Origin of the sequence: Sphingobacterium spiritivorum, from assembly GCF_016725325.1 — a bacterium.
GTDB lineage: Bacteria > Bacteroidota > Bacteroidia > Sphingobacteriales > Sphingobacteriaceae > Sphingobacterium.
Genome location: NZ_CP068083.1, coordinates 361,346 through 373,696, shown reverse-complemented (window position 1 = coordinate 373,696; position 12,351 = coordinate 361,346). Strand labels below are relative to the sequence as shown.

The following is a 12,351-nucleotide window of genomic DNA, read 5'->3' as shown; positions in this document are numbered from 1 at the left end:
AACAGGATGTCGGGTAAAAAGAATTTTATGTTAAGGGTCGATGCTGAAATGTTCAATGCATTGGAAAAGTGGGCAGCCGACGAATTCAGAAGTGTAAATGGTCAGATTGAATATCTCCTGAATAAAGCATTGAAAGAGAACAAACGTCTTAAAAGTAAAGATTCAGGGGATAAGTCTGAAAAATAACCTATCTTTTCGGTATCTGCCTGTTAATAATGCAAGAGTGTGTAAGCTCTTGCATTATTTTTTTGTATTTGCTAAATCAATTTTTGATAACAGGAATATGATTTGTTTGAAAAATTGACTTGATTTTTTGTGATTATTTGTATTTAAATTATACATTTATTAAAATCGATAAGAATTTTGATAATAGATGATCTGGACATTGTGCCAAGAGTGGAAAGAATGTCATTTTGATAAGGATTCAGGTAAATATTATTTGAAAGCTATACATTTGAAAGTATTAAAGAAGTAATGTGATATGGAAATTGGAAAGAATACACGACTGATGGTGATCAGTACAAGTACAGTATATGGAAGTGATTTTTTAGTTTATATACGTGACAGGATAGCGGAGTTTACAGGAGAAAAGCAAATTTTGTTTATTCCTTACGCCCGTCCGTCCGGAGTTACATATGATGAGTATACCTCCAAAGTAGGTCAGGCTCTTATATCCTTAGGTATTAATGTAAGAGGTATTCATGAATTTGAAGACCCGGCGCAAGCCATACGTGAGGCTTCTTCCATTTTTACGGGTGGGGGAAATACCTTTTTACTGCTTAAGACTTTGCAGGAAAAAGGATTGCTGCCGGTATTGAAAGAGGAAATTGAAAAAGGAAAACCCTATATCGGTACTTCTGCGGGATCTAATATCACCGGATTAACGATCAGTACTACCAATGATATGCCGATTGTCTATCCGCAGGGATTTGATGCTTTGCAGATTTTGCCGTTTAATATCAATCCCCATTATCTGGATCCGGATCCTAACTCCACGCACAAAGGAGAAACCCGTGAGACCCGTATTCAGGAGTTTCATGTCTATAATTCACAACCTGTCCTGGGTATACGGGAAGGAAGCTGGTTAGAGGTGGAGAACGGACAAGTCATACTTGCCGGAAATCTGACAGCCAGACTGTTCAGACAGGGGGCAGCACCTGTGGAACTCTCTCCCGGGCAGATTGATTTTTAAGTTCTGAAAAACAGCTTTCAGCCTGAAAGCCAAAATAAAAGGTTAGCTTTGCCGCGTTTTGTTCACTATAATAATGGAGTTCCGATGGATCAAAAGAACCTACTTCATCCTGCAGACATTGCAGAACAACTGGCAGAGTTAACCGGAAGAGAACTGTATCAGGCATTTTCCGATTATCCCCTGGATGTCCGGCTCGAAATTTTCTCTTTTTTCGATAATGCTGCACAATATGAGCTGATAAAACAATTGTCGGAAAAAGAACTATCCGAATTTCTGAATAATCTAAAGCCGGATTTGCGTAATGAGCTGTTTTATCAGTTGCCGGATGAAGTGATCAAGTATCTGATCAACCTTCTCAATGAGGGTGAAAAGCAGATGGCGCTGGAGCTGATCGGTTACAAAGAAGATAGCATTGCGCGCCTAATGACGCCAATGTATGTACAGGTCAGGCTGCATTATACCGTAGCCGATGTATTCCGGCACATTAAACTTTTCGGCAGAAAAGCAGAAACGCTGAATTTTGTATATGTGGTAGACGGACAGAATGTGCTGATTGATGATCTCAAGATCGGTCAGCTGCTGCTGGCTGATGAAAATACAAAGATCTCTGAACTGGTAGACTACAACTTTGCTGCCATCCGGGCCTCCACACCCATGGAAGAAGCATTCGAGATCTTTCAAAAGTATGACAGGAGTGCGCTTCCTATTATTACAGATAGTGGTGTATTGGTTGGCATAGTGACTTTTGACGATGTACTGGATCGTATAGAAGATCGTGATACGGAAGATATCCATCGTTTCGGAGGGATGGATGAGCTGGATCTGGCTTATACAAAGACTCCTTTGCTGGAACTGGTACGTAAGCGTGCAGGATGGTTGATTATCCTATTTCTGAGTGAAATGTTAACCGCTTCAGCTATGAGTTATTATGACGGAGAGATTGCGAAAGCGGTGGTACTGGCTCTGTTTGTGCCACTTATTATATCCTCCGGCGGAAATTCCGGATCTCAGGCTGCATCACTTATTATACGGGCCATGGCACTTGGAGAACTGAAACTGAAGGACTGGTGGTATGTCATGAAGAGAGAAATTTCCTCCGGGATTATTTTAGGTACTATCTTGGGTTCTATAGGATTTATACGGATTCTGCTCTGGCAGCAATTTGGTATATATGATTACGGTGAATACTGGTTTTATATAGGTTTGAGTGTATCAATATCTTTATTGTTTATCGTATTATGGGGGACATTATCCGGATCTTTTATTCCCTTTATCTTACGGAGACTCGGAATGGATCCGGCTACTGCCTCGGCTCCATTTGTGGCTACATTAGTCGATGTATCCGGCCTTATTATCTATTTTTCTATTGCTGCATTCTTCCTCAGCGGCAAATTATTGTAAACATGCTGTTATTGTCAAACAGATAGGCTTTTAAACTGTTAAAGAGATGGGAGGCAAATGTAGGCTTCCTCTCTTTATTGTTAATATTAAAAACATATCTATATGGCAAAGATTGTAGCCGATCAATTGGTGGAGATGCTCGTGCAGGCGGGTGTAAAAAGAGTATATGCAGTTACGGGAGATAGTCTCAATTTTTTTAATGAAGCTATCCGAAAAGACGGGCGTATCAAGTGGATTCATGTACGACACGAAGAAGTAGGAGCATATGCTGCTGCTGCTGAAGCAGAACTGGATGGTATTGCCTGCTGTGCAGGTAGCTGCGGTCCGGGACATGTACATCTTATCAATGGAATGTATGATGCACATAAGTCGCATGTCCCTATGCTGGTTATTGCCTCTACCATCAATACGCATGAGATGGGAATGGATTATTTTCAGGAAACAAATACCATCAAATTATTTGACGATTGCAGTTGCTATAACCAGCTTATTACTACTGCAGAACAGGCTCCCCGAATTATCCAGACCGCTATTCAGCATGCGATCAGTAAAAAAGGAGTCGCTGTAATCGGTTTGCCGGGAGATGTCAGTGAGCTGAAAGCTGTGGATACAGAGACCTCTACACAGATCTTCCGTTGCAATCCAACAATCCGTCCTTCAGAGGATGAACTTCTCAAACTGGCTAATCTGATAAATTCAAGCCGATGTACCACTATTTACTGTGGTATTGGAGCTGAAGGAGCCCATGAAGAAGTCGTTCAGTTATCACATCATCTTAAAGCTCCTGTAGGGTATTCTTTCCGGGGAAAGATGGGCATACAACATCATAATCCAAACGAAATCGGTATGACAGGTCTGCTTGGCATGCCTTCTGCCTATCAGAGCATGCACGATTCTGATTTAGTGATTCTGCTGGGAACGGATTTTCCATATGAAAATTTTATGCCTGTTGATAATAAAATTATTCAGATTGATACCAATGCAGAACGTCTAGGAAGGCGTGCAAAACTGGATTTGGGATTGATCGGGGATATCAAAGATACTATTGTGGCACTTCTCCCTTTACTGAATGAAAAGCTGGATGATAGTTTTTTGAAAAGTCAGCTTGATTTTTATGAAAAAGTAAAGGAGAATATGCATACGTATATCAATGCAAAAGGAGACGAAGATACCATTCAACCAGAATATCTGGCGCATATCATTGATACAAAAGCTTCTGAAGATGCTATTTTTACGGTGGATACGGGAATGACCTGTGTATGGGGAGCTCGTTTCATTACAGCTACCGGTAAGCGTAAAATGCTTGGATCCTTTAATCACGGATCTATGGCCAATGCGATGCCTATGGCTATAGGAGCTGCTCTGGCTTATCCGGATCGTCAGGTAATTGCGATGTGTGGAGACGGAGGGTTATCTATGTTACTCGGTGATCTTGCCACTATACGGCAGTATAATATTCCGGTTAAGATTATTGTTTTTAATAACCGATCACTTGGAATGGTCAAATTGGAAATGCAGGTGACGGGTTTGATGGATAATGAAACCGATATGATCAACCCTGATTTTGCAATGATTGCAGAAGCAATGGGTTTCAGAGGGATAACAGTACGTAATCCTGAAGAAGTGAGCGGAGCTATAGATGCGGCATTGCTGCACCCGGGACCTGTATTGTTGAATGTATTTACCAATCCAAGCGCACTGGCGATGCCACCTAAAGTGAATCTGGATCAGATGTTTGGAATGGCAAAATCAATGACAAAACTGATGTTAGGAGGGAAAATGCAGGAGGTATTTGATACGGTAAAATCCAACTATAAACATCTTAAGGAGTTGTAATAAAACGTTTTTATAAGACTGTTATAAATATTGAATCTATCGCAGTCTTATTTTATTGCTTTATTTTAACGACACGAGTTTTGCCTGCAATAATAGCTTATTTTTTTTTAATTCTATATTGATCAGGATGTTATACTAACTTGTATAAGATTTTTGATTTTTTAGATGAAAAAAGGCGATTTCTCCTTATATTTGTCGTGCTGCCCAAGTGGCGAAATGGTATACGCACCGTCTTCAGGTGGCGGCGCCGCAAGGTTTGCTGGTTCGACTCCAGTCTTGGGCACAAAAAAGGTTTACATTGAAAAATGTAAACCTTTTTTATTGGCAGATAAAATCTGTCTAAAGATTCTTTTCTTTAAGCCATGAAAACAAGGTCTCGTAAACTTTTGTCCTGACTTCTTTTCCGGAAAGAACAAGATCATGTACCCCATTTTCAACAGCCCTGATAGTAATATCTCCTGTCAGCTTTAAGGCATATTTGTGGATATCTTTAACTTCGAGTACAAGATCACTGCTGTTGACCTCCTGATTCCATACTTTTGGCTTTTTGCTTTGATGTGAATGCATAATCAGGGCAGGAATCGTAAGTGTTGCACCCTTGTGCAGTACTTTATGCGTCTTATGTATGGCTCTTATAAACCCTGCATAAGAGCAGGGATATTGTACAGGCTTCCAATTCAGATCAAAATCCCATTCACCTGAAAGATCCTTATGCAGACTTGCTGCATAATAACGGTTTAACCCGTTCGGAAGGCGAAGGTGGGGGAATACTTTAGCTATGCTGCTGGCAAAAGGTATTGCTATACGTTTAGACAAAGCATCTACATTAAAATCATAAAACGGGCTATTTGCCCATAGGCCTTTGATTAAGGAATGATGCGGATGACGAATTGCATAATAGGTAACTGTGAGTCCGCCCGTAGAATGACCAGATAAAATAACCGAACTATGCCCTTCATCAGCAATCAATTTCAGGGTCAGATCAATTTCTTCGTCATACTCACGTAAGTCTCTGACATTAAATAGTTTTTGATGAGGAAGATAAGAGCGTCCGTATTTTCGCAGATCCAAAGCATAGAAGTCATATCCGTGATGATTGAATTGCTCTGCCATCTCTTTTTGAAAGAAATAATCAATATAGCCGTGTATGTACAGTACCGCTTTTCGGGTGACAATTTTACTTTTTCTCCGAACTACCGTTGCCACAGCTTTTCCTTCGTAATCATCTTTGAGTCTCAGTGTAAGTTGTTCATAAGGACTTCCCAGAATGTCAGTCTGATAGATAGGTAATTGATCTTCCATATAGCAGTATTTAACCTAATTATAAAATTTTAGCTTCATATGCGTATTCATTAACGAACTTCTACTCCGATGGTATTGTAATCTTCCAACAGGACACTATCCGGGTCGCATTCTGTTATCAGCATATGCAGAGATTTTGTCTTTGCTACATAATAATTGTCTGTACTGTTGAGTTTATCTGACGTACAAAGACCAATCGTATTGGTGCTGTTAGCAATTATTTCCCGTTTCATTTCAGCATCTTCCAGATCTTTGCAATACAATTCATCTGGCGTGATACTGGATACACCGAAGAAGTAGTAATCTGCCCTGAATTTCTGGATATTCAGAAGAGTTTCGTTGCCATATGTCGCAAATGCTGTTTTAGAAAGACGACCGCCAAGAAACAATAGTTCGCATGTCGGGTGATCTTCCAGAACATTGGCAACCGGAAAACTATTTGTTATAATCGTTGATCTGAGATCCTGTGGTAATATTTTAGCCAACTCCAAAGCCGATGTTCCTCCGTCGAAGAAAAGAAGCTGATTGTGTCTGATCAGGGATAATGCTTTGCGGGCAATGACTTTCTTTTCCTCAATATCTCTTATTTCACGTTGTCTGTAATGATGCGGAATCTTCGACAGGGTGGTTGCACCTCCACGTACAGCTTTGAGAAGGCCCTGGCTGTCGAGTTCTTTGATATCTCTTCTTACAGTGTCTTCAGATGCTGTTATAACAGCTGACAGTTCAGCATAAGAGACAACTCCTCTTTTGTGAAGTTCATTTAATATGGTAGATAAGCGTTCCTGTTTTAGCATAAGCTAAAGTAGCATTTAAAATAATAAACAGCAAATATTTGCAATTTATTGCAAAATATTGCATATTGCAGCATGGAACAACAGAAAATAATTGCACTTGATATGGATGGTGTACTGGCAGATAACCAGCAGCATTATCTTTCGTATTATTATAACGAAACAGGAATCCGGCTGGATCCTTTATCCATGTTGGGAAAATCTGAGGGCTTGGGTTTGCCCGATGAAACAGCGATATACCGCTATCTGCATACTGAAGGCTTTTTCAGAACGCTACCTGTAGCTGAAGATGCAATAGAAATTGTTCGGGAGTTACAGAACAGGTATAAAGTATATGTCGTGTCTGCAGCAATGGAATTCCCGCATTCACTTCGGGAAAAATTTGACTGGCTGGCGGAATATTTTCCTTTTATTTCCTGGAAAAATATTGTTTTTTGTGGTGATAAAAGCATGATTAAGACCGATTATCTTCTTGATGACCACATCAGTAATCTGCGTACTTTTCAGGGAAAGCCAGTCCTTTTTAATTCCTTTCATAATGTAAATGAACAAGGATATGAAAGACTGATGAACTGGAAAGAGGTAGGGGATTATTTTTTGAAGTAACTAATAATTTGCTTGTGTAATCCTATTCGAACAGGAATTGCAGCACATAAAGATTGTGCTGCAATTCCTTATAGTTGTCTGAAATTTATGCCTGACCTGAGAAAATCCTGTATTGATTTTTCAGGGCTGTTCATTTCTATTTAAAAGCTTCCATTACAGCTTTACCTCTCCATGCCTGAGGTTGGTCAAGTCCCAGTATCCAGGCTAAGGTAGCGCCCGTATCATAGGTGATAATGGTATTTTTGATTTCATGATTTACTTTTACACCCGGTCCGCTGATAATCCATGGGATCTCCACTTCATCCAGTGATTTTCCACCGTGGCCTTTATCTATTCCTCCATGATCTGATGTGATGAGTACAATAGTTTCGTTCGCTATACCTGCATCTTTTATTGCATTCAGTATCTTACCTATCCGTGCGTCTACTGTTTTCAGAATTTCATAATATTCAGCTGTGCGGTGGCCTTTGGCATGTCCTGTATGATCCGGTTCATCAAAATGAATAAATGTAAACAGCGGTTTTTTTGTTTTGATTGTTTCTACAGCATCGTTCACACATTTTTCTTCATCATCATTTGCTGGTAATACATGTGTAATTGCATCTTTTTCGATCAGGTAGCCAATTCCCGGCCAGCTGTATACTGCTGCAGTGACAGCCTTTGGCTTTTGATCCCGGATTACACTGAAGATACTTGGAAACTGTTTATATGCAGCAGTTGTGTATGCAGATGGAATCTCCGGCTTTTGACTTCCCCATTCTGTAAAACCATGTTGAGTAGGACCGGCACCCATCAGCATCGATGCCCAGTTAACAGCACTGGAAGAGGGAAGAACTGAGCGGGCATGCAGACTCCATGCGCCGGATGCCATTACTGATTTGACATTTGGCATATCTGCTTTAGGTAGGGCATATGCACCCAATCCGTCACAGCCGATGACTACAATATGCTTTGCTTTTTTGATCTGTGCCTGCAGTGTAAATACACTTAAACAGATCACTGCACATAGAAATAATTTTTTCATTGGTTATTAGATTTACAAATTAGTCAAATATATTCTTTTGCTACGTAAATCGCTATATATGAGGTTTGAGCAATCGATTGTCCAACGGTTTTGTTATAAAAAAATAAGGCTGAGTTCTGTAGAGAACCCAGCCTTAATATTGTACTATGTTATATGATTAACGTCTGTCTTATTAGTGTTTGAAGTGGCGTACACCTGTCGTCACCATTGCAAGGCCTTTTTCATTTGCCATATCAATAGACAGTTGGTCTTTGATCGATCCTCCCGGTTGTAATACCGCGGCAATACCAGCTTCTGCGGCAAGTTCTACGCAATCAGGGAAAGGGAAAAATGCATCTGAAGCCATTGACGATCCGTTAAGATCAAAACCAAATGATTTAGCTTTCTCGATCGCTTGTTTCAGGGCATCCACACGTGAAGTTTGTCCCACACCTGAAGCTAACAGCTGACCGTCTTTTGCAAAAACAATAGTATTGGATTTGGTATGTTTCACAATTTTATTGGCAAAGTACAGGTCTTCCAACTGTTCTGCAGTAGGCTTAACATTCGTAACAGAAGTCATCTGATCCGGATTTTCTACCGTATTGTCTTTATCCTGCTGAATGACACCATTCAATAATGTTTTGAATTGTTGCTGAGGCAATTTTACATCCTTGCGAACCAGAATGATACGGTTTTTCTTTGCTGTGAGGATAGCTTTCGCTTCTTCAGAGTAAGCAGGAGCAATCAATACCTCAAAGAAAAGATTGTTAATTTCTATAGCTGTTTCTGCATCTACCTCACGATTTGTAATCAAAACACCTCCGAATGCGGAAACAGGATCACATGCCAGCGCATCTGTCCATGCTTGTTTTACAGTTGGACGTGAAGCCACACCACAGGCATTTGTATGTTTCAGGATCGCAAAAGTAGGTTCTTCAAATTCATCGATAATAGATACGGCAGCATCTACATCTACTAAATTATTGTATGAAAGTTCTTTACCGTTCAGCTTGTCAAACATCGCATCCAGATTGCCATAGAAAACACCTTTCTGATGCGGATTTTCTCCGTAGCGTAATACCTGTGCTGCTTGTTCAGACTGTTTGAACACATCAAGAGGATTCTCCTGATTGAAATAGTTAAAAATAGCGGTATCGTAATGAGACGATGTATTGAAAGCGCGTTTTGCAAATTCCTTACGTTGCTCAAGTGTCGTACTTCCTTCCTGAGTCGCTAATATATTTTCAAGTTCCTGATAATCATTTTTAGAAGACAGGATCACAACATCATTGAAGTTTTTCGCAGCAGCGCGGATCAATGAAATACCGCCAATATCGATTTTTTCAATAATATCCTGTTCCTGAGCTCCGGAAGCAACTGTTTCTTCAAACGGATAAAGATCAACGATAACCAAATCAATTTCCGGAATTTCATATTGTTCCAGTTGTTTCTGGTCATCTTCCAACGGTCTTCTTGCCAGAATACCTCCGAATACTTTAGGGTGTAACGTTTTGACACGTCCGCCTAAAATAGAAGGGTAGCTGGTCAGATCTTCTACAGGTACAACACCGATACCTAAATCTTTGATAAATGCTTCGGTACCTCCGGTAGAGTAGAAGGTCACACCATGTTTGTGCAGCAGTTGAATGAGAGGCGCTAAATTGTCTTTGTAATATACAGACACTAAAGCATTTTTAATCTTTACAGGATGGCTCATTATTATTTTGTTTGGAAGCCGCAAAGATACAAAATAATACAGAATAGCCTAAGGCGTATTTTAGTAAATTATCAATTGTACTTTTTTAACAGGTTTTCAATCACTTTAGGGTAGTGAAGATGTTCCAGTTGCTGGCCTTTGAATTTTATAATTTCCAGCGTATCGCCGGATTCCACCTTAAATTTGGCCTGATAAATGACTTCACCTTCATCAAAATGCTCATTTACAAAATGAATAGTAATCCCATGTTCGGATTCTTTGGCCTCGAGTACCGCTTTATGGACGCGATCCCCATACATTCCTTTGCCACCAAATTTAGGAAGCAAAGCCGGGTGGATATTGATGATCTTGTTTGGAAAAGCTTTCAGTAAATTTTCCGGAACAAGCCACAGAAAACCAGCTAATACAATCAGATCGATATTCAGATTTTTCAGTAGTTTAACAATATCATCTGTTTGGAAAAAATCATGTCTGTCAAATACATGAGAAGGAATCTCAAAGTTATCTGCACGTTGCAGTACATATGACTCGGGATTATTACTTAAGATCAATGCGACCTCGGCTGTATCTGAATATTTAAAATGCTCCATTATTTTCTGAGCATTAGAACCTGATCCTGAAGCAAAAATAGCGATACGTTTTTTCACAGACTTTCTTCCTTATTGATAACCATTAACTAAAACTAACCAAAAATACTTAAATTTTTCATTAAATTATTGTAAGATATGCGTTAAATGCAGAAATTGGAGCCAAATCTTACAATTAAATTGGACTTCTATCCCTTATGAGGAAACAAATACTTCTAAAGCTCTCATGTGTAATCTATTTAGTGAGCAGTGCATTTCAACAGACTGTCACGGCACAGCTTGCTACTTCGGGAATCAATCTTCGATCGTATATCATGAATATGGATATGCCTCGTCTCAATCTGCAGGTCAGCAATACCAAAGTGGTAGCTCCTGCTATCGAAATTGCGGTAACTGCGGTCGGAAGAGCTTCTGCAGAGGGAAAGAATGACGGACAGCGGCTGCCACTGTTATACGATAGTTTTTGCCATCCCAGTGTCGTGTATGTGGACAACAAATGGAATGGATTCCGGTACTGGATGGCCATGTCTCCCTATTTCGGACAGACAAAGTCTGATCCCGGTTTTGAGAATCCTACTGTAGTCTGTTCCAATGACGGCATTCACTGGGAAGAGCCTAAGGGTATCCGCAATCCTATTGATATTCCGCCCGCAAAACCTTCACATGCATACTGGAGTGATCCGAAGTTGTATCTGGATGATAAAGGACTGATGCATATCTTTTATAGAGGAGATGCTATGCCAAATGGTAAACTGGGCGTGCGGTTTGGCGATCATGAACGTGCAATTGTACACCGCTCTTCCCGTGATGGTGCCAACTGGTCTAAAGTATGGATGTTGTATTCTTCCGATTCTGAAGGTGTGGATGCTGCAAACCTGCTTTTGTCTCCGGCAATCTTTCAGGATCACACTGGTAAATATAACTGCTACGATGTGATCTACAGTTCGGCCAAACACCCTATAGGTCCTCAGGGCAATCAGACGCATGCCTTTGTTCATAGGCGAACTTCTGCGCAGATTGACTCTTTTGGCAAATTCAGTACGACACAACTGTGTAAATTTATCAACCGCCCCTGGGGTACGGGAATGGATCCCTGGCATCTGGATGCTTTTATGGTAGGACGTCTTTATTTTATGTTGGTAGATGTAGGCCGGGTCAATAATTATTATGGTAATGAACTGTATATTGCCTATAGTCAGGATGGTATTAATTTTAAAGTTATTAATACGCCTCTTTCGCCCAGCGGAGCTTATAAATCTGCGATGTATCCTATCAAAGCGGACGGCAACGAGATCCAGTTGGGACTCTACAGAGCGGATAATAAAACTGGTGTAATATCATATGAAATAGTATCTTTAATGCACAAGGACTAAATATTATATAATGAAAAAACTGATTGTTATTTTACTGAGCGTCTATTTTACAAGCCATGCTGCAGCACAAAAAGCACCGGCCAGCATACCGGATTTTACCTTTTATTTATTACAGAATAATCAGCCATTCAAGCAGGATAAACTTCCTTCATCAGGATATATTGTTTTCAATTATTATGATCCGGGCTGCGGGCATTGTCAGAAAATGGCTGCCGGAATCGCCAAAAACATTGATAAATTTTCGAAAACTCAGATTTATTTTGTGACCATTAATGATAAGCCTTATGTAGACGGGTTTATTGAAATGTATATTCCGGGATTAAAGAACAGGAAAAACGTAGTGTTTTTGCATGACAAGGATATTGAGTTTATCCCTAAATTTAATCCTACACAGTATCCATCGGTTTACGTGTATGATGCAAAGACCAGGAAGTTGATCAAGCACTTTGACGGGGAAGAGGATGCCCGTAAACTGGTTACTTATCTGAAATAAGATTTATAATGATTGGTTTCATCAGATCATGAAACCAATCATTT

Annotated in this window: 12 protein-coding genes and 1 tRNA gene; 8 read left to right on the top strand and 5 right to left on the bottom strand. The window is 40.0% G+C overall.

Going from position 1 to position 12,351, the window contains the following annotated elements; all coding sequences use genetic code 11:
- Positions 1-6: 6 nt before the first annotated feature.
- The 5 genes from I6J02_RS01360 (at position 7) to I6J02_RS01340 (ending at position 4,712) form a co-directional block, all read left to right on the top strand.
- Complete coding sequence (locus tag I6J02_RS01360; RefSeq protein WP_201680060.1) at positions 7-186, top strand: Arc family DNA binding domain-containing protein; 180 nt, start codon at positions 7-9, stop codon at positions 184-186.
- A gap of 295 nt (positions 187-481) precedes the next feature.
- Positions 482-1,192: a dipeptidase PepE gene (gene pepE / locus I6J02_RS01355; protein ID WP_201680059.1), complete on the top strand. Its 711-nt coding sequence runs from the start codon at positions 482-484 to the stop codon at positions 1,190-1,192.
- 84 nt (positions 1,193-1,276) lie between these two features.
- Entirely contained in the window at positions 1,277-2,593 is a 1,317-nt protein-coding gene (gene mgtE / locus I6J02_RS01350) for a magnesium transporter (protein WP_201680058.1), read from the top strand.
- 102 nt (positions 2,594-2,695) lie between these two features.
- Positions 2,696-4,429, top strand: coding sequence for a thiamine pyrophosphate-dependent enzyme (locus I6J02_RS01345; RefSeq protein ID WP_201680057.1), 1,734 nt, complete (start codon positions 2,696-2,698; stop codon positions 4,427-4,429).
- A gap of 202 nt (positions 4,430-4,631) precedes the next feature.
- A tRNA-Leu gene (locus I6J02_RS01340) sits at positions 4,632-4,712 on the top strand.
- A gap of 56 nt (positions 4,713-4,768) precedes the next feature.
- Here the strand turns inward: I6J02_RS01340 and I6J02_RS01335 are convergent.
- Positions 4,769-5,731 carry an alpha/beta hydrolase gene (locus I6J02_RS01335; RefSeq protein ID WP_201680056.1) on the bottom strand — a complete coding sequence of 321 codons (963 nt, stop codon included), beginning with the start codon at positions 5,729-5,731 and terminating at the stop codon, positions 4,769-4,771.
- Positions 5,732-5,781: 50 nt separating this feature from the next.
- A complete protein-coding gene (locus I6J02_RS01330) occupies positions 5,782-6,528 on the bottom strand; it encodes a DeoR/GlpR family DNA-binding transcription regulator (protein ID WP_201680055.1) in 747 nt (248 codons plus the stop codon).
- A gap of 72 nt (positions 6,529-6,600) precedes the next feature.
- Here I6J02_RS01330 and I6J02_RS01325 point away from each other — a divergent pair, with 72 nt between their 5' ends.
- Positions 6,601-7,131, top strand: coding sequence for a 5' nucleotidase, NT5C type (locus I6J02_RS01325; protein ID WP_201680054.1), 531 nt, complete (start codon positions 6,601-6,603; stop codon positions 7,129-7,131).
- A gap of 136 nt (positions 7,132-7,267) precedes the next feature.
- Here I6J02_RS01325 and I6J02_RS01320 read toward each other — a convergent pair whose 3' ends face one another.
- From I6J02_RS01320 to purN, 3 genes are all read right to left on the bottom strand, one after another.
- Positions 7,268-8,155 carry an alkaline phosphatase gene (locus I6J02_RS01320; RefSeq protein ID WP_201680053.1) on the bottom strand — a complete coding sequence of 296 codons (888 nt, stop codon included), beginning with the start codon at positions 8,153-8,155 and terminating at the stop codon, positions 7,268-7,270.
- 172 nt (positions 8,156-8,327) lie between these two features.
- Positions 8,328-9,854 (bottom strand): bifunctional phosphoribosylaminoimidazolecarboxamide formyltransferase/IMP cyclohydrolase, encoded by a 1,527-nt coding sequence (purH, locus tag I6J02_RS01315; RefSeq protein WP_201680052.1) that lies wholly within the window; start codon positions 9,852-9,854, stop codon positions 8,328-8,330.
- 71 nt (positions 9,855-9,925) lie between these two features.
- Complete coding sequence (purN, locus tag I6J02_RS01310; protein ID WP_201680051.1) at positions 9,926-10,501, bottom strand: phosphoribosylglycinamide formyltransferase; 576 nt, start codon at positions 10,499-10,501, stop codon at positions 9,926-9,928.
- A gap of 137 nt (positions 10,502-10,638) precedes the next feature.
- On the opposite strand from purN, the gene I6J02_RS01305 reads away from it, so the two are divergent.
- A complete protein-coding gene (locus I6J02_RS01305) occupies positions 10,639-11,814 on the top strand; it encodes a hypothetical protein (RefSeq protein ID WP_201680050.1) in 1,176 nt (391 codons plus the stop codon).
- 10 nt (positions 11,815-11,824) lie between these two features.
- Entirely contained in the window at positions 11,825-12,307 is a 483-nt protein-coding gene (locus tag I6J02_RS01300) for a peroxiredoxin family protein (RefSeq protein WP_201680049.1), read from the top strand.
- Positions 12,308-12,351 lie beyond the last annotated feature (44 nt).

What these genes read in the sequence shown, in the direction of transcription:
- I6J02_RS01320 (WP_201680053.1), bottom strand. Translation starts at nt 8,155, where the DNA reads ATGAAAAAATTATTTCTATGTGCAGTGATCTGTTTAAGTGTATTTACA.
- I6J02_RS01305 (WP_201680050.1), top strand. Translation starts at nt 10,639, where the DNA reads ATGAGGAAACAAATACTTCTAAAGCTCTCATGTGTAATCTATTTAGTG.
- I6J02_RS01300 (WP_201680049.1), top strand. Translation starts at nt 11,825, where the DNA reads ATGAAAAAACTGATTGTTATTTTACTGAGCGTCTATTTTACAAGCCAT.
- I6J02_RS01330 (WP_201680055.1), bottom strand. Translation starts at nt 6,528, where the DNA reads ATGCTAAAACAGGAACGCTTATCTACCATATTAAATGAACTTCACAAA.
- I6J02_RS01345 (WP_201680057.1), top strand. Translation starts at nt 2,696, where the DNA reads ATGGCAAAGATTGTAGCCGATCAATTGGTGGAGATGCTCGTGCAGGCG.
- I6J02_RS01325 (WP_201680054.1), top strand. Translation starts at nt 6,601, where the DNA reads ATGGAACAACAGAAAATAATTGCACTTGATATGGATGGTGTACTGGCA.
- mgtE (WP_201680058.1), top strand. Translation starts at nt 1,277, where the DNA reads ATGGATCAAAAGAACCTACTTCATCCTGCAGACATTGCAGAACAACTG.
- pepE (WP_201680059.1), top strand. Translation starts at nt 482, where the DNA reads ATGGAAATTGGAAAGAATACACGACTGATGGTGATCAGTACAAGTACA.
- I6J02_RS01360 (WP_201680060.1), top strand. Translation starts at nt 7, where the DNA reads ATGTCGGGTAAAAAGAATTTTATGTTAAGGGTCGATGCTGAAATGTTC.
- purH (WP_201680052.1), bottom strand. Translation starts at nt 9,854, where the DNA reads ATGAGCCATCCTGTAAAGATTAAAAATGCTTTAGTGTCTGTATATTAC.
- I6J02_RS01335 (WP_201680056.1), bottom strand. Translation starts at nt 5,731, where the DNA reads ATGGAAGATCAATTACCTATCTATCAGACTGACATTCTGGGAAGTCCT.